Origin of the sequence: Pseudomonas sp. IT-P171 (genome assembly GCF_949767765.1) — a bacterium.
GTDB classification, from domain to species: Bacteria; Pseudomonadota; Gammaproteobacteria; order Pseudomonadales; family Pseudomonadaceae; genus Aquipseudomonas; species Aquipseudomonas fluorescens_B.
Genome location: NZ_CATKQN010000001.1, coordinates 73,361 through 88,526, shown reverse-complemented (window position 1 = coordinate 88,526; position 15,166 = coordinate 73,361). Strand labels below are relative to the sequence as shown.

General features: G+C 59.9%; 16 protein-coding genes. 9 read left to right on the top strand and 7 right to left on the bottom strand.

Annotated elements, in window-relative coordinates; all coding sequences use genetic code 11:
* Positions 1–66 precede the first annotated feature (66 nt).
* Entirely contained in the window at positions 67–987 is a 921-nt protein-coding gene (locus tag ACM6I5_RS00425; protein ID WP_414878111.1) for a histone deacetylase, read from the bottom strand.
* 91 nt (positions 988–1,078) lie between these two features.
* On the opposite strand from ACM6I5_RS00425, the gene ACM6I5_RS00420 reads away from it, so the two are divergent.
* The 3 genes from ACM6I5_RS00420 to ACM6I5_RS00410 all read left to right on the top strand — a co-directional run bounded on the left by ACM6I5_RS00420 (position 1,079) and on the right by ACM6I5_RS00410 (position 3,208).
* Positions 1,079–1,648 carry a GNAT family N-acetyltransferase gene (locus ACM6I5_RS00420; protein ID WP_017340909.1) on the top strand — a complete coding sequence of 190 codons (570 nt, stop codon included), beginning with the start codon at positions 1,079–1,081 and terminating at the stop codon, positions 1,646–1,648.
* A 106-nt stretch (positions 1,649–1,754) separates the two neighbouring features.
* Complete coding sequence (tesB, locus tag ACM6I5_RS00415) at positions 1,755–2,624, top strand: acyl-CoA thioesterase II (protein ID WP_017340908.1); 870 nt, start codon at positions 1,755–1,757, stop codon at positions 2,622–2,624.
* Complete coding sequence (locus ACM6I5_RS00410) at positions 2,621–3,208, top strand: HAD family hydrolase (RefSeq protein ID WP_017340907.1); 588 nt, start codon at positions 2,621–2,623, stop codon at positions 3,206–3,208. Before tesB ends, ACM6I5_RS00410 begins: the two co-directional genes overlap by 4 nt.
* Before the next feature lie 11 nt (positions 3,209–3,219).
* Here ACM6I5_RS00410 and ACM6I5_RS00405 read toward each other — a convergent pair whose 3' ends face one another.
* Both ACM6I5_RS00405 and ACM6I5_RS00400 read right to left on the bottom strand, forming a co-directional pair.
* The gene (locus tag ACM6I5_RS00405) at positions 3,220–4,176 is read right to left on the bottom strand and encodes an alpha/beta hydrolase (RefSeq protein ID WP_414882984.1); all 957 of its coding nucleotides are present in this window, start codon (positions 4,174–4,176) and stop codon (positions 3,220–3,222) included.
* A complete protein-coding gene (locus tag ACM6I5_RS00400; RefSeq protein ID WP_414878108.1) occupies positions 4,177–5,067 on the bottom strand; it encodes a neutral zinc metallopeptidase in 891 nt (296 codons plus the stop codon).
* 253 nt (positions 5,068–5,320) lie between these two features.
* On the opposite strand from ACM6I5_RS00400, the gene ACM6I5_RS00395 reads away from it, so the two are divergent.
* Together ACM6I5_RS00395 and ACM6I5_RS00390 are read left to right on the top strand one after the other, a co-directional pair.
* A complete protein-coding gene (locus ACM6I5_RS00395) occupies positions 5,321–6,097 on the top strand; it encodes an IclR family transcriptional regulator (protein ID WP_017340904.1) in 777 nt (258 codons plus the stop codon).
* A 112-nt stretch (positions 6,098–6,209) separates the two neighbouring features.
* A complete protein-coding gene (locus ACM6I5_RS00390; protein ID WP_017340903.1) occupies positions 6,210–7,088 on the top strand; it encodes a DMT family transporter in 879 nt (292 codons plus the stop codon).
* Between the two features lie 99 nt (positions 7,089–7,187).
* Here ACM6I5_RS00390 and ACM6I5_RS00385 read toward each other — a convergent pair whose 3' ends face one another.
* Positions 7,188–8,444, bottom strand: a complete 1,257-nt coding sequence (locus ACM6I5_RS00385; RefSeq protein ID WP_238588327.1) for an MFS transporter — start codon at positions 8,442–8,444, stop codon at positions 7,188–7,190.
* A 352-nt stretch (positions 8,445–8,796) separates the two neighbouring features.
* On the opposite strand from ACM6I5_RS00385, the gene quiC reads away from it, so the two are divergent.
* Positions 8,797–10,698, top strand: a complete 1,902-nt coding sequence (gene quiC / locus ACM6I5_RS00380; RefSeq protein ID WP_017340901.1) for a 3-dehydroshikimate dehydratase QuiC — start codon at positions 8,797–8,799, stop codon at positions 10,696–10,698.
* A 102-nt stretch (positions 10,699–10,800) separates the two neighbouring features.
* The gene (locus tag ACM6I5_RS00375) at positions 10,801–11,478 is read left to right on the top strand and encodes a TetR family transcriptional regulator (protein WP_017340900.1); all 678 of its coding nucleotides are present in this window, start codon (positions 10,801–10,803) and stop codon (positions 11,476–11,478) included.
* 150 nt (positions 11,479–11,628) lie between these two features.
* Here the strand turns inward: ACM6I5_RS00375 and ACM6I5_RS00370 are convergent, their stop codons facing one another.
* The 3 genes from ACM6I5_RS00370 to ACM6I5_RS00360 all read right to left on the bottom strand — a co-directional run bounded on the left by ACM6I5_RS00370 (position 11,629) and on the right by ACM6I5_RS00360 (position 14,047).
* Positions 11,629–12,483, bottom strand: a complete 855-nt coding sequence (locus ACM6I5_RS00370; RefSeq protein WP_414882983.1) for a shikimate dehydrogenase — start codon at positions 12,481–12,483, stop codon at positions 11,629–11,631.
* 5 nt (positions 12,484–12,488) lie between these two features.
* Entirely contained in the window at positions 12,489–12,929 is a 441-nt protein-coding gene (gene aroQ / locus ACM6I5_RS00365; RefSeq protein WP_414882982.1) for a type II 3-dehydroquinate dehydratase, read from the bottom strand.
* 206 nt (positions 12,930–13,135) lie between these two features.
* Positions 13,136–14,047 (bottom strand): LysR family transcriptional regulator, encoded by a 912-nt coding sequence (locus tag ACM6I5_RS00360; RefSeq protein ID WP_017340897.1) that lies wholly within the window; start codon positions 14,045–14,047, stop codon positions 13,136–13,138.
* Positions 14,048–14,261: 214 nt separating this feature from the next.
* Here ACM6I5_RS00360 and ACM6I5_RS00355 point away from each other — a divergent pair, with 214 nt between their 5' ends.
* Both ACM6I5_RS00355 and ACM6I5_RS00350 read left to right on the top strand, forming a co-directional pair.
* Positions 14,262–14,690, top strand: coding sequence for a DUF4160 domain-containing protein (locus ACM6I5_RS00355; RefSeq protein WP_414882981.1), 429 nt, complete (start codon positions 14,262–14,264; stop codon positions 14,688–14,690).
* Positions 14,687–15,133: a DUF2442 domain-containing protein gene (locus ACM6I5_RS00350; RefSeq protein WP_017340895.1), complete on the top strand. Its 447-nt coding sequence runs from the start codon at positions 14,687–14,689 to the stop codon at positions 15,131–15,133. Before ACM6I5_RS00355 ends, ACM6I5_RS00350 begins: the two co-directional genes overlap by 4 nt.
* Positions 15,134–15,166 lie beyond the last annotated feature (33 nt).

Below are 15,166 nucleotides of genomic sequence, written 5' to 3'. Positions count from 1 at the left end.
TGCAGGCCCTTTCACTCAGGTTATCCACAGGCAGTTCCACAGGCATTGTGGGTAAAGACTCATACCTCAATGACAACCTGATGACGTCCACACCCGTTGCGCGCTGTGATGCAGGATGCCATGCCGACGTGCTAACGCCTTGCGGTCCTTGCTGTAACCGCCGCCAATGACCCCGACCACAGGAATATCCCGCCCCAGGCAATGGCGCATGACGCTTTCATCCCGAGCCGCCACGCCTTCGTCTGTCAGCTTCAGATAACCGAGCGCGTCGTCCTTATGCACATCCACCCCGGCGTCGTACAACACCAGGTCCGGTTGGTAGAGCGGCAGCAAGTAATTCAGCGCGTCGTCCACCACCTTCAGGTAGTCGGCATCGCCCATGCCTTTGGGCAACGGGATGTCCCAGTCACTTTCGGCCTTGCGTGCAGGAAAGTTCTTCTCGCAGTGCAGGGAAACAGTGACCGCTTCCGGGGTGTTGTGCAGGATCCGTGCAGTCCCGTCGCCCTGATGCACGTCGCAATCGAAGATCAGCACCCGATTCACACGACCGCTTTCCAGCAGGTAATGGCTGATCACCGCCAGGTCATTGAAGATGCAGAACCCCGCCGGGTAGTCGTAATGCGCATGATGCGTGCCGCCAGCGAGGTGACAGGCCAATCCATGTTCCAGCGCCTGTTCCGCCGCCAGCAACGAGCCGCCGACCGCGCGCACCGTGCGCCGGGCCAGTGCTTCGCTCCACGGCAGGCCGAGGCGCCGCTGGTCTTCGCGGGACAACTCGCCGCTCATGTAGCGTTCGATATAAGCAGCGTCATGGGCGAGGGCGAGAATCTCCGGCGGGCAGAGTTGCGGGCGCAGCAGGTCGGCGTCCCGGGTCAGCCCGCTGTCCACCAGGTGATCGCGCAACAGGCGAAACTTGTCCATCGGGAAGCGGTGATCCGCCGGGAACTCGGGGCTGTAGTCTTCGTGGTAGATCAGCGGCAGCGGCATGGCGGGCTTTTATCAAGTACGGCGGTAGGAATGAGTGAACGATCCTACCAGCGATGTAGACTTGCGGCATGGAAAGGGGGGAGTAAAAACGATGGAGCCGATACTGGAACTCGAGAGCGCGCGACTGCTGTTGCGGCAGTGGCGTGATGAAGATTTGCCGGCGTTTGCGGCGATGTGCGCCGATCCACAAGTGATGCGCTATTTTCCGGCGCCCCTGAGTCGGCTGGACAGTGCTTCGTTGATCGGACGCGTTCGCGGGCATTTTGCCGAGCATGGTTTCGGCCTGTGGGCGCTGGAGCGCAAGGACACCGGCGCGTTCATCGGTTTTACCGGCTTGGGTGTGGTCGGTTTCGACGCGCCGTTTACGCCGGCCATCGAAATCGGTTGGCGTCTGGCTCGCGAGCATTGGGGTCTTGGCTATGCCAGTGAAGCCGCATGGACCGCTCTGCGGTGCGGGTTTGACCGGCTGGCGCTGAAAGAAGTGGTGTCCTTTACCAGTGAAGCCAATCTGCCTTCGCAGAAAGTCATGCAGGCGATCGGCATGCAGCATGATTCAGCCGATGACTTCGAACACCCCAAGCTCGCGGCCGATCATCCCCTGCGTCACCATGTGCTGTACCGCATCACCCGTGAACAATGGCTGCAAACCTTGCATGGATAAGCCGGCCCGGACGTTTACAATGGCCACAATGATGGCCCTGGCCTGAACCTGAATCGACCGCCGCAGCCAAGACTGCGCGGCATAGCGTTGTGTGAGGAGAGTCTGAATGAGCCAAGTGTTGGATGATCTGGTCGACTTGCTGACCCTGGAACCGATCGAAGAAAACCTGTTCCGTGGCCGCAGTCAGGACCTGGGTTTTCGTCAGTTGTTCGGCGGTCAGGTGATCGGCCAGTCCCTGTCGGCGGCCAGTCAGACGGTCGAAGCCGCGCGCCATGTGCATTCGATGCACGGTTATTTCCTGCGTCCGGGCGACTCCGCGTTGCCCGTGGTGTATCAGGTTGACCGGGTGCGCGACGGCGGCAGTTTCAGCACGCGCCGGGTGACGGCGATCCAGAAGGGCAACCCGATCTTCACGTGCAGCGCCTCGTTCCAGTACGACGAAAAAGGCTTCGAGCACCAGGCCGAGATGCCGGTGGTGGTCGGCCCGGAGAACCTGCCGTCGGAGCTGGAACTGACTCAGCAGCGCGCCCACCTGATTCCCGAGCACATGCGTGAAAAACTGCTGTGCCCGAAACCGATCGAATTCCGACCGATCACCGAGAAAGATCCCTACAACCCGCAGCCGTCCGATCCGATCAAGTACGTCTGGTTTCGTGCCGACGGTGCCCTGGCCGATACCCCTGCGCTGCACAAATACCTGCTGGCCTACGCCTCGGACTTCGGTCTGCTGACCACGTCCATGCAGCCGCACGGAAAATCGGTCTGGCAGAAAGACATGCAGGTTGCCAGCCTCGATCACGCTCTGTGGTTCCACGCGGACCTGCGTGCCGATGACTGGTTGCTCTACGCCATGGACAGCCCGTGGGCCGGCAATTCCCGTGGTTTTACCCGTGGCAGCGTGTTCAACCGCGCCGGGCAACTGGTGGCGTCGGTCACCCAGGAAGGCCTGATTCGTCACCGCAAGGATTGGGCATGAGCCTGTCCGAGGTGCGGCACTGGGTGTTCGACATGGACGGCACCCTGACGGTGGCCGTGCATGATTTCGCGGCGATTCGCGTGGCATTGGCGATCCCGGCCGAAGACGACATTCTGACCCACCTCGCGGCGCTGCCAGCCGATGAAGCCGCGGCCAAACACGCGTGGCTGCTGGAGCATGAACGGGATCTGGCGCTGGGTTCGAAACCGGCGCCGGGTGCCGTCGAGTTGGTGCGTGAGTTGGCAGGGCGCGGTTATCGTCTGGGCATTCTCACGCGTAATGCGCGCGAACTGGCGCATGTGACGCTGGAGGCCATCGGCCTGGCGGACTGCTTCGCGGTGGAAGATGTGCTGGGGCGCGATGAAGCGCCACCCAAACCGCATCCCGGCGGTTTATTGAAACTGGCCGAGGCCTGGAAGGTGCCGGCGAGCGAGATGGTGATGGTCGGTGACTATCGCTTTGATCTGGATTGCGGGCGGGCGGCGGGAACGCGGACGGTGTTGGTGAATCTGCCGGACAACCCGTGGCCGGAGTTGACCGATTGGCATGCGGCGGATTGTGTCGCATTGCGGGAATTGCTTTGAGCTTGATTTTTTTACTGAAACAACGCTTTCTGCCCCTCCGGCGACGTAAACATCCCGTCCCCGTTATGCCCAACCCCAGGCACCTCGATCAGTTGCTGGTTCAATCCTTTCGGATGGCTGCGCTTTAAAAAATCAAAAAAACTGCGCCCGCGCGCCAATCGATAAGCACCCTGGGCTTGGGCTTCACAGCTTTTATCCAGCCCCGGGTGATTCGGGTCGGTGTCCTGCTGCCCCAGCAGATAAACGATGTCACGCTGGACGTAGTTTTCCTCCAGCTGTGCGGGCGTTTGTCCTTCAGCATAAGCCGGCAGATCGCTCAAGCCGTACTTCCAGCGATGGAAGCCCGGGCAGCGGGCGTGACTGAAGGCCACCGGCCGTCGCTCGTCTAAATACGCATAAGAAGACGGGTTGGCGACGACATAACGCACGTGCACGCCAGCGGCCTTGAGCTCCGGTTGCTCGTGACTCAACAACGCATAACGCTGAACCACCTGGGCCCCGCCCGAGTGGCCCGCGATGACGACATCTTTCACGTCTGGAAACTGTCGGCGATCACCGAGCCGGGCGATGATCTGGTCGAGAGCAGCGTAGGAACTCAGCGCAAACGGAGCGGTGGATACACCGCCGGCCATCCAGTCATTGCCCTGCCAGCGCAACACGGTGTCGGCCACTGGATGGAGTGCCACGTCGGTCTCATTGAGAAATTGCGGAGCAATCACCAGCGTATTCGCGCTTTGCCCGGCCTGCTCCGCCGCACGCTCGGCACTCTGGCGATACGTCTCGGCGTTGCGCAACCGTCCATGGATGATGATCAGCACGCGTTCGATTTTCGCCGGTGCCGGACCGATGCCCACCGCCATCTCACCTTCGTTCAACAATAGCCGTCCGGGGCTGATCTCCTTGACCCCCTGCTCGGCAGCCTGGGTACTTGCACAGGTGAACAACAGAACCAACAGCCACTTATTCATCTATAGGGTTTTCGCCGCAAAGGTATCGCACTGGCCGACCTGGCCTTGCGCAAATCCGGTTTTGAACCAGCGCACCCTTTGCGCTGACGTGCCATGGGTAAACGAGTCCGGCACCACGCGACCCTGACCTTGCTGTTGCAAGCGGTCGTCGCCGATGGCGTTGGCGGCATTCAAGGCTTCTTCGATGTCGCCCGGTTCCAGCCAGTTCAGGCGCTGCTGCGCGTTGTTGGCCCAGACACCCGCCAGGCAATCCGCCTGCAGTTCCTGACGCACCAGCAAACCACCGTCGCCTTCCATTTGCCGGCCTTGCTGGCGGGCGGTCTGAATTTTCGCCGAGACACCGAGCAAGGTCTGAACATGGTGTCCGACTTCGTGAGCGATCACGTAGGCCTGAGCGAAGTCACCCGCGGCGGAAAAGCGTTGCGACATCTCCTGGAAGAACGCCATGTCCAGATAGACCTTCTGGTCTGCCGGGCAATAGAACGGACCGGTTGCCGACGTCGCCAGGCCGCACGCCGAATTCACCCGGTTGCTGAACAGCACCAGGGTCGGGTTCTTGTACTGCCGACCGGCCTGCTGAAAAATCTGGCCCCAGGTGTCTTCGGTGTCACCGAGGATCGAGCGTACGAATTCCGCCCCTTCATCATTGGCCGGCGGTGCCTTGCGGGTTTGCGTCGAGGCCGGTGCCGATTGCTCGGTCATTTGACCGGTCAGCTGCCCGAGGATCTGCAACGGGTCCTGGCCAGTGATCCAGCCGATCCCGACAATCAGGATGATCGCCGTCAGGCTCAGGCCCTTGCCGCCACCAAAGCGCATCCCGCCGCCACCGCCGACATCATCGCCACGGGCATCGACCACGTTGTCGCTGCGTCGGCCTTTTTTCCATAGCATGTGGGAATCCTCTGATTGTCCGTGGGGATGAGTGTTGCTGGTGAGTGAGAGCGGCGCCAGTCCGGTCGTCCGTCTTTCACTCGCTGGCCGGTAGGTTGCAGGCTGTAGGAACATGGATAACCCATCGAATTCCCTCAGGGGGCGGGTTTTTATCAAACAGTCGAGTGTCTGCGTCGCTCGGGCCGCGGGTTCCAGATTTCGCATTACCCGGTTCATCTTCTAGAATCAGGGCAAATCGAATTCGGAACCTCCCATGGCCGGCAGTCAGATCGAACGTGTCTTCAATGTGCTCGAAAGCCTCACCCGTGACCCTCGCGGTTTGCCTATGCAGATGCTCGCGGAGCAACTGGACATCCCTAAGAGCGCCACCCACCGTTTGCTCGCGGAGCTGATTCGGTTGGGTTATGTGCGGCAGAATCCGGAGAACCAGCGGTATCACTTGTCGACCAAACTGGTTGCGATGGGTTTTCGTTACCTGGCGGGCAGCGGCGCCGATATCGTTCAGCCCGTGCTGGATCGTCTAGCCCAGGAAACCGGGGAACTGGTGCGTCTTGGGCTCATCGAAGGTGAGCGGCAGATCTGGATCGCCAAATCCCAGGGCGCACGTTCCGGGTTGCGTTACGACCCGGACATGGGGCGTGATGCGCCGTTGTTCTACACGGCTTCGGGCCATGCGTGGCTGGCCTGCATGAGCGACGCCGAGGCCTTGTCGCTGGTGGAACGCCAGGGTGGCGACCGGCCGAAAGACCTGGGACCGAACGCACCGCGGTCCAACATTGAACTGCTGGAACGGCTGCGGCTGGCGCGGGAGCAAGGCTACGCCTGGGTCGAGGAAAGTTCGGCGGTGGGCACTTCAGCGATTGCGGCCGTGGTACGGCACCCCACCGATGGGCGGGTGATTGGCGTACTGAGCATTGCCGGCCCAAGCGCGCGGATGCCGGGAGCCCGACTTCATGAGTTGGCCCCGTTGTTGCTGAAATTTACCGAGGAATTGTCTGCAGCAAGCCTGGCGTCTGAGTTCTTCAATTAACGGCGCTGCTGAAAATTGTGTGCGCTGTTCGCCCGGTTTTACGCTGCGGCTATGTAAGAATCTGGAACCAGGTTCTAAATTTAATTGAATTCGCGAGGCACAAGGGCAACCCATGACCGTCAGCACCCCGCTCTCCGGCGTAAACCAACCCTTCAAAGGGATTCTGCTGATCGTCGTCGCCACCTTCCTTTTCTCCAGCCACGATGCCTTGTCGAAATACCTTTCGGGGTTCTACCCGATTGTCATGGTGGTCTGGGCCCGTTACGTGGTTCACACCTTGTTGATGGCCGGGATTTTTCTGCCGCAATCCGGGCTGCGCGTCCTACGCACTAAACGGCCATCGCTGCAGTTGATGAGGGCGTTGTGTCTGCTGGGCACCAGTCTGTTTTTCACCACCGGCTTGCAGTACATCCCGTTGGCCGAAGCCACGGCGGTCAACTTTCTCGCACCGGTTCTGGTGACTGCACTGTCGGTGCCGCTGCTGCGTGAGCGCGTCACCCGCGGCCAATGGATCGCGGTGATCTGCGGATTTGTCGGTGTGTTGATCATCGTCCACCCCGGTGGCGATCTGTTCACGCCAGCGGTTCTGCTGCCGCTCTGCTCGGCGCTGTTTTTCTGCTTCTATCAATTGCTCACCCGCAAGCTCAGTGAGATCGACAGCCCGACCACCAGCAACTTCTTTGCCGGCCTGTGCAACACTCTGGTGATGAGCGCATTGGTGCCCTTTTTCTGGCAAGTGCCGAGCATTGGGCATGGAGTGATGATGGTGGCGTTAGGCGCCTGCGGGATGACGGCGCATCTGTTTCTGACCCAGGCTTTCCGCCACGCCGCGCCTGCGTTGCTGGCGCCGTTCGGGTACTGCCAGATTGTGTTTGCCGGGTTGCTGGGCTGGTTGCTGTTTTCCCACACCCCGACGCTCACGACGGTGGTCGGGATTGCGGTGATTTGCTGCAGCGGGTTGGCGGCGGCGTGGCAGCAAAGCCGCAAGTAGAGGATCACGGTAACAAACTGTGGGAGCGAGCCTTTGTGGCGAGGAGACAAGTCCCCTCGCCACAAAGGCTCGCTCCCACAGGGGGTATTGCGTCGAACTTTACTCAGTAACGGTCGGAATCTTGCGCGGCGCCATGAAGTACATCCAGATCAGCGCGATGAAGTACATCGCCGGAATCATGGTGAACAGCACGGTGTAGTTGTTGTTCGTGATGGTCAGGATGTGGCCGACCAATTGGGTCATGAACATCCCGCCGATGGCGGCGCACATGCCGCCGAAACCGAACACCGTACTCATCATGTGTTTAGGCGTGTAGTCCATCACCAGGCTCCAGATGTTCGCTGTCCAGGCCTGGTGTGCACCTATGGCCAGGGAAATCGCAAACACCGCCACCCACAGGCTGCTCGAACCGGCGGCCATGATCACGCCGACGATGCAGCAGGCGAACAGGAACATGGACATCAGTCGCGCCTTGATCGGATTCATGCCACGGCCGATCAGGAACGAGGACAGGATGCCGCCGCCGACACTGCCGAAGTCGGCCGTGAGGTAGATGATGATCAGCGGGATACCCATCTGGGTCACGTTGATGCCCAGGTTGTATTGCTGATTAAGGAAGGGCGGCAGCCAGTACAGGTAGAACCAGAACACCGGTGCCGTTATCGAGTAGGCGAGGGCGAAGGCCCAGGTGCCACGCATGCGCAGGATTCTCGAGAACGGTACGCGGGCCTGTTCCGGTTCCACTTCCTTCTGGATGTAGTCCAGCTCCGACTGTTTGACGCTCGGGTGATCTTCCGGGTTGAAGTACTTCAAGCCCCAGAACAGCAACCAGATCCCGCCCAGTGATGCCATGCACAGGAACGCAGCCTGCCAGCCCCACACATGCAGGATCAGCGGCAGCAGCATCGGCGTGAACATCGCACCGACGTTGGTGCCGGCGTTGAAAATGCCGGTGGCCACGGCGCGTTCGCCGGCCGGGAACCACAACCGCGTGGTCTTCACGCAGGCCGGGTAGTTGGCGGCTTCGGTCAGCCCGAGGATAAAGCGGCAGACCATGAAGCCGACCGCCGAGGTAGCCAGGCCATGGGCGCCGGTCGCCAGGCTCCAGAGCAGCACCGCGCAGAAGAACACACGCTTCACGCCGACCCGGTCGATCAACCGGCCTTGCAGCACGAAACCGATGGCGTAACCGACCTGGAACCAGAAGTTGATGTTGGCGTAGTCCATCGCCGTCCAGCTCATTTCCTTGGCGAGAATGGGCTGCATGACGCCCAGTGCGGCGCGGTCGATGTAGTTCAGGGTGGTGGCGAAAAACACCAGCGCCAGCATGCCCCAACGGGTTTTGCCGACGGCCATGGCGCCGCGGATTTTATCGCCGATACCGCCGACGGCAGGAGTCGTGGAGGAGCGCTCCACGGGAGAGCTTTGGGAAGGAGTCATGTAGGCCACCGATTATTTTTATGTGGTGTTTTGAGTCTTTGGTCACCGAGACCGCTGGTTGTGACCGGACTCAATGTGTAGTGGATGGTGGGCAGTGGACGAAAAATCGTCAATTCGCCAAAGGCCATTGTGTTCGATAATCGCACGCAAAACTAACTGGGTAGTACACTTTGAATTGCTCATTGTATGGGGCCGCTCAATAATTCACTCACTCTTTTAAAAGCGGCGCAAATTCCCTGTAGCCGAAGCCTCCACCGGGAGTCGAAACATGCAGCGTTCCATTGCCACCGTGTCCTTGAGCGGTACCCTGCCGGAAAAACTCGAAGCCATTGCCGCCGCCGGTTTCGACGGGGTGGAAATTTTCGAGAACGACCTGCTCTATTACGACGGTAGTCCTCGGGAAATTAAACAGATGTGCGCCGATCTCGGGATCGCCATCACGCTGTTTCAACCCTTCCGCGATTTCGAAGGCTGCCGCCGCGACCGCTTGCCACGCAACCTGGAACGGGCCGAGCGCAAATTCGACCTGATGCAGGAATTGGGCACCGACCTGGTGCTGGTCTGCAGCAACGCCTCGGCCGACGCCATCGGTGATGAACAGATCCTCGTCGACGACTTGCGCCTGCTGGCCGAACACGCCGGTGCGCGCGGCCTGCGCATCGGCTACGAAGCGTTGGCCTGGGGGCGCCACGTCAATACTTGGCAGCAGGTGTGGAACATCGTTCGCCAGGCGGATCACCCAAGCCTCGGTGTGTTGCTGGACAGTTTCCACACGCTGTCGCTCAAGGGCGATCCAACGGCCATTGCTGAGATCCCTGGCGACAAAATCTTCTTCGTGCAAATGGCCGACGCGCCGATCCTGGCCATGGACGTGCTGGAATGGAGCCGGCATTTCCGCTGCTTCCCGGGCCAGGGCGAATTCGATTTGCCGGGGTTCCTCGCGCCGATCATCAAGAGTGGCTACACCGGGCCGTTGTCGCTGGAAATATTCAACGACGGCTTCCGCGCCGCGCCGCCGCGAGCCAACGCCGCCGACGGTTTGCGTTCGTTGTTGTACCTGGAAGAGAAAACCCGCGAACGACTGGCGCAGGAAGCCAAGCCAGCGGCCAATCCGGAGATTCTGTTCGAGACGCCTAAAGCCAGCGAATACAACGGCATCGAGTTTCTCGAATTCGCCGTGGACGAAAGCCTTGGCGCCAAGCTTTCTCATTGGCTGGAGCGACTGGGCTTCGTCAAGGCCGGTCAGCACCGCTCCAAAAGCGTGAGCCTGCTGCGTCAGGGCGACATCAACCTGATTCTCAATTCCGAGCCTTACTCATTTGCCCACAGCTTTTTCGAAGCGCATGGCCCGTCGCTGTGCGCCACTGCGGTGCGGGTCAAGGACAGCGCCAGCGCGCTGGCCCGGGCGGTGGCTTACAAAGGTCAACCTTATCGCGGACTGGTCGGCCCCAATGAGCTGGAGCTGGCGGCGGTACGTGCGCCGGATGGCAGCCTGATTTATCTGGTGGACCGGGACGCCGACGTCTATGGCACCGACTTCAATCTGCAACCGGCCGCCGTGGCCAGTGGTGGCCTCAAGCGCATCGACCACATGGCCATGGCGTTGCCGGCCGACAGCCTCGACAGTTGGGTGCTGTTCTATAAGAGCCTGCTGGATTTCGAAGCCGACGACGAAGTGGTGTTGCCGGACCCTTATGGTCTGGTGAAGAGCCGGGCACTGCGCAGTCGCGACAGTTCGATCCGCTTGCCGCTGAACATTTCCGAGAACCGCAACACCGCGATCTCACACGCACTGTCGAGTTATCGCGGCTCTGGCGTGCATCACATTGCGTTTGATTGCGACGATATCTTTGCCGAAGTCAGCCGCGCCAAGGAGGCGGGGGTTCCGCTGCTGGATATCCCGCTTAATTATTACGACGACCTGGCTGCGCGGTTCGATTTCGATGATGAGTTCCTCAGCGAGCTCGCCTATTACAACGTGCTTTACGACCGTGATGCCCAGGGTGGCGAGCTGTTTCACGTTTATACGGAGCCGTTCGAAGGGCGGTTTTTCTTTGAAATCATCCAGCGCAAGAATGGTTACGCCGGTTACGGCGCGGCCAACGTGGCGGTGCGACTGGCAGCCATGGCCAAATCCCGCAGCGGCGCCATTCGTCAGGCCAAGTTGTAGGAATTTGGTAAACGCGAGGTTAAACCGCTGCCGCGCGGCTTCCTTCACTGTGCAGCGCGGCTCATAATTGCCAGCCTGTGCAGTGATGGCCGTGAGCCCACAATGACAATAATTTCAGAACTCTCCGTAGCGCCCGACGAGCCCCTGGTCGAGCCGCGCAAGAGTCGCAAGAACAACCCGGAAAAGACCCGCGAGAACATTCTGCAAGAAGCTATTGTCGAGTTCGTCCAGCAGGGGCTTTCCGGTGCTCGCGTCGATGCGATCGCCGAGCGCATTCACACCTCCAAACGCATGATCTATTACTACTTCGGCAGTAAGGAACAGCTCTACATCGAGGTGCTTGAGAAACTCTACGGCGATATCCGCAGCACCGAAAACCGCCTGCACCTGGCCGAACTGGCGCCGGTGGAAGCGATTCGGCGGTTGGTGGAGTTCACCTTCGATCACCATGATCGCAATGTCGATTTCGTGCGCATCGTCAGTATCGAGAACATCCACAACGCGGAATTCGTGAAGCGTTCCGATGCGATCAAGGCGATGAACAACACCATTCTTGATTCACTGGGTGTGATTTTGCGTCGCGGGGCTGAAGACGGTGTGTTCCGGGCGGGGCTTGATCCGTTGGATGTGCATTTGCTGATCAGTTCGTTCTGCTTCTATCGCGTGTCGAATCGCAATACGTTCGGGGAGATTTTTCAGATCGAGCTGGCGGACGAAAGTATCAAGCAGCGTCATCGGGAGATGATTTGCGATTCGGTGTTGCGATACCTTCAGGCTTGATTTGTGATGAGTTTCAGGGGGCTTTTGTGGGGAGGGAGCTTGCTCCCGCTTGAGTGCGTAGCACTCACAAAATAGCCGATATGTTGGGGCGGCATTGCCGCCCGGCGGGAAAAAGCACCCTCGTCACAGAATACGGTTCAGCCTGAAACTTCAACCATTCATGCTTTGAAAATGCGCCAGCATCCGCTGCGCATCCGGCACCACGCCGCTGAACAATTCAAACGCCTTCACCGCCTGAAACACCGCCATGTTGCCGCCATCCAGCGTCCGGCAACCCAGGGCGCGGGCGTTGCGCAGCAGTTCGGTTTCCAACGGAAAATAAACGATCTCCGCCACCCACAACTGTTTGCGAAGCAACGCCGCCGGCACCGGCATGCCCGGCAGTTTTTTCATGCCCATGGGCGTGGTGTTGACCAATCCGTCGGCCTGCGCCAGCGTGCTTGGCAGATCATGACCCGCCACCGCGCGGCCCGCGCCGAAATGCTGATTAAGGTTGTTCGCCAGCGCCTGAGCGCGACTGTTGTCCACATCGAAAATGCTCAGCAGTTGTACGCCTTCGCTCAATAACGCGTGGGCCACCGCTGCACCGGCCCCTCCGGCGCCCATCTGGACGACACGGTCAACGGCAACGCCCTGCAGACCACGCCGAAAACCTTCGGCAAAGCCCAGGCAGTCGGTGTTGTGGCCGATGCGTTTACCATCTTTCAACACCACCGTGTTCACCGCACCGATGCCGCGCGCTTCCGGCGACAATTCGTCGAGCAAAGGGATGATCGCCTGCTTGCACGGAAAGGTAATGTTCAGACCGGTGAAATTCATCCGCTCGGCCGCCATCAGCAAGTCGGGCAGGGCACTGCTGTCGAGATTGAGCTGGTCGAGGTCGATCAGGCGGTAGAGATAACGCAAACCCTGGGCGTCGCCTTCATGCTCATGCAGCGCGGGAGTACGGGACGCCTGAATGCCGGCGCCGATCAGCCCGGCCAGTACAGCGTTGTTCTGAGTCACGACGTTCACCCCTTCAAGCGCAGGCTGAAATGTTCAAGCGCCAGGCGATAGCCGTGGCTGCCGAAACCGGCCATCACCGCGGTGGCAATGGCCGACACGAAGGAGTGGTGGCGAAAAGGTTCGCGGGCGTGGACGTTCGACAGGTGGACTTCGATCACCGGCAGTTCGCAGGCGACCAGGGCATCGCGAAGGGCAACCGAGGTGTGGGTCCAGGCGGCCGGGTTGATGACAATCCCGGCGCAACGGCCGCGGGCGGCGTGAATCCAGTCGAGCAATTCGCCTTCATGGTTGGTCTGGCGAAACTCGACTGCCAGGCCGAATTCTTCGGCGGCACGGCCGCACAACGCTGAGATGTCCGCCAGGGTTTCGTGACCGTAAGTCGCCGGTTCACGGGTGCCCAGCAGGTTGAGGTTCGGGCCGTTGAGCACCAGAACGATAGGGTTCATCGGGGTCTCTCCACTTATTATTGTTGGCATGGACTGATGCTCCAGCCTGTGGAGATAAATTGTACTAAATGGTTAATTTGGTCAATTGAAGGGGTGGCGAACCGGGCTTTTGTGTGCGGTGATCGGACAATTGCAAAGATTGCAGCCTGGGCAGCTCCTACAGGAAAACGCATTCCACTGTCGGCGCTGCCGAAGGCTGCGATCTTTTAGCGCGGCATATGCTCAACCAGAAAATCGATAAACGCCCGCAGCCGAAGTGGCACATGACGGCTTTGTGGATAGAGCAGGGTGAACGGCCGCGAGCGTCCGCCATAAGGCTTGAGGAGTTCCACCAGCGACCCCTCGGCCAGTTCGTGTTCGACGATGAAACGATAGGTCTGGAAAAGCCCCGCACCGTGTTTGGCAAGCGTCACGCCGCCTAATACATCGTCGGAACAGCTGAAATTGCCCTCGGCCTGAATCTCGCGTTGCTCGCCATGGTCGTTGAACAACCAGGCAATCCGCCGACCGCTGCTGGGCAAGTCGTACTGGATGCATTCGTGCTGTTTGAGGTCGTCCAGGGTTTGCGGAGTGCCCGCGCGCTTCAGGTAATCAGGACTGGCAATCATCACCAGTTCCGCGTCCTCAAGCTGCCGGGCAATCAGCCCGGAATCCGGAATCGCCCGTACGCGGATGGCCAGGTCATAGCCTTCGCCGACGAAATCGATGTTGCGGTTGCTGATGTGCGATTCGACTTTGACCTGCGGAAAGCGCTCCCGAAACGCCGGCAGCAACGGCAGGATCCGGTGGTGGGCATACGTTGTGGGAATGCTGATGCGCAAGGTGCCGGAAGGCTCCTGCTGCTGGCCCATCACTTCGCGTTGGGCCTCGACCAATTGCGCCAGCGCCTGACGACATTCTTCGTAATACCGGCGCCCGCTATCAGTCAGTTTGACGCTGCGAGTGGTGCGCGCGAACAACCGAACGCCCAGCCGCTCCTCCATGCGCGACACCGAACGGCTTACTGCTGCGGGCGTTACGCCAGCCACCAGGGCCGCGGCGGTAAAGCTGCCTGCTTCGGCGGCGAGGCAAAACAGCTCAATGCTGCCGAGCTGAAGATCGTCGAATGTTCGCTGCATGATTGATTACACCGGGGATCAAATGAAGGGCCGTAAACAGTGTTTATCAAATTGGTGAAAGGATTGCTTACCATTTTTGCCCCTGATTACCGCTCCCGTGGCGACGTCAAGCGCTAGCCTGAAGTGCGGGGACTGAATGAAGGTCAGCACCGGTTATCGGATTGATCAAGGAATGGTGAGTCATGAGGCTCAATAACCTAACGGATGGGTTAGTATGAAATTGTTCAGCTACCAAGGGCTTTCAATGGTGATCATGTTGCGCGATGAGCACTGTCCGCCGCACGCGCATGTGGACGCCGGAGCCTGGAGCGCACGCTTCAAATTCAGCTTTTGGCACAACAGTGTCGAGCTGTGGGATGTGGTGCCTCATTCCAACCGGCCACCCATCGCCGTGCTGGAAGGCCTGCGTCAAGCACTCAGACAACCTGCCCACTTGCGTCGCGCTCGCACGATCTGGTGGGAAAAGCTGCGCACGGTGTGCCTCGATCATCAGATATGGGACTGGCGGACCAGCGAAGTCCTGGTGGTGAAAAGGATTGCGAGTACGACTGACATGATTTGCTCGGCTAGCTATGAGCCCGAGACGAACAGGACCTTGCTGGCGCTGTTTGGCGCTTCGGAGGGCGTGGAGATAGAACTATGAAAACGATAGAGGCAGGAATACTGGCCGATCGGCCCGTCAGTGAGGCCGTGTTGGATGAAGCCGTCCGGCGAGGGCAAGTGCGCCACAAAAGCGGTTTGCAGGCGACTGCCGTGACCTTTCTGGAACCGTGTCTGGCCGTCAGTTTCATTGATGGCAGTGGCGTGCTGCTGCCCGTTGAGCACTATCCGGAATTCGACAGTTTCGAGGTCGAGGATTTCGCAGACCTGAAAGTCGGCTTTTCCGGCACCGCCCTATGCCATGAGGGCAAGGATCTGCATGTGTCCATCGCCGGGATGATCTCCGCGAGCAAGCCACTGATGGACATGGCCGCTTCGGTCATCGCGTCGCGCAATGGTCGCCAAAGCAGCGCCGCCAAGGCTGAGGCTGCGCGGGCTAATGGTCGCAAGGGCGGGCGTCCGCGCAAACCGGATGTCCCCGTTTGAGCACGCACAAAAAAGCCGTCGTACTGACGGCTG

What these genes read in the sequence shown, in the direction of transcription:
- ACM6I5_RS00425 (WP_414878111.1), bottom strand. Translation starts at nt 987, where the DNA reads ATGCCGCTGCCGCTGATCTACCACGAAGACTACAGCCCCGAGTTCCCG.
- ACM6I5_RS00420 (WP_017340909.1), top strand. Translation starts at nt 1,079, where the DNA reads ATGGAGCCGATACTGGAACTCGAGAGCGCGCGACTGCTGTTGCGGCAG.
- tesB (WP_017340908.1), top strand. Translation starts at nt 1,755, where the DNA reads ATGAGCCAAGTGTTGGATGATCTGGTCGACTTGCTGACCCTGGAACCG.
- ACM6I5_RS00410 (WP_017340907.1), top strand. Translation starts at nt 2,621, where the DNA reads ATGAGCCTGTCCGAGGTGCGGCACTGGGTGTTCGACATGGACGGCACC.
- ACM6I5_RS00405 (WP_414882984.1), bottom strand. Translation starts at nt 4,176, where the DNA reads ATGAATAAGTGGCTGTTGGTTCTGTTGTTCACCTGTGCAAGTACCCAG.
- ACM6I5_RS00400 (WP_414878108.1), bottom strand. Translation starts at nt 5,067, where the DNA reads ATGCTATGGAAAAAAGGCCGACGCAGCGACAACGTGGTCGATGCCCGT.
- ACM6I5_RS00395 (WP_017340904.1), top strand. Translation starts at nt 5,321, where the DNA reads ATGGCCGGCAGTCAGATCGAACGTGTCTTCAATGTGCTCGAAAGCCTC.
- ACM6I5_RS00390 (WP_017340903.1), top strand. Translation starts at nt 6,210, where the DNA reads ATGACCGTCAGCACCCCGCTCTCCGGCGTAAACCAACCCTTCAAAGGG.
- ACM6I5_RS00385 (WP_238588327.1), bottom strand. Translation starts at nt 8,444, where the DNA reads ATGGCCGTCGGCAAAACCCGTTGGGGCATGCTGGCGCTGGTGTTTTTC.
- quiC (WP_017340901.1), top strand. Translation starts at nt 8,797, where the DNA reads ATGCAGCGTTCCATTGCCACCGTGTCCTTGAGCGGTACCCTGCCGGAA.
- ACM6I5_RS00375 (WP_017340900.1), top strand. Translation starts at nt 10,801, where the DNA reads ATGACAATAATTTCAGAACTCTCCGTAGCGCCCGACGAGCCCCTGGTC.
- aroQ (WP_414882982.1), bottom strand. Translation starts at nt 12,929, where the DNA reads ATGAACCCTATCGTTCTGGTGCTCAACGGCCCGAACCTCAACCTGCTG.
- ACM6I5_RS00360 (WP_017340897.1), bottom strand. Translation starts at nt 14,047, where the DNA reads ATGCAGCGAACATTCGACGATCTTCAGCTCGGCAGCATTGAGCTGTTT.
- ACM6I5_RS00355 (WP_414882981.1), top strand. Translation starts at nt 14,262, where the DNA reads ATGAAATTGTTCAGCTACCAAGGGCTTTCAATGGTGATCATGTTGCGC.
- ACM6I5_RS00350 (WP_017340895.1), top strand. Translation starts at nt 14,687, where the DNA reads ATGAAAACGATAGAGGCAGGAATACTGGCCGATCGGCCCGTCAGTGAG.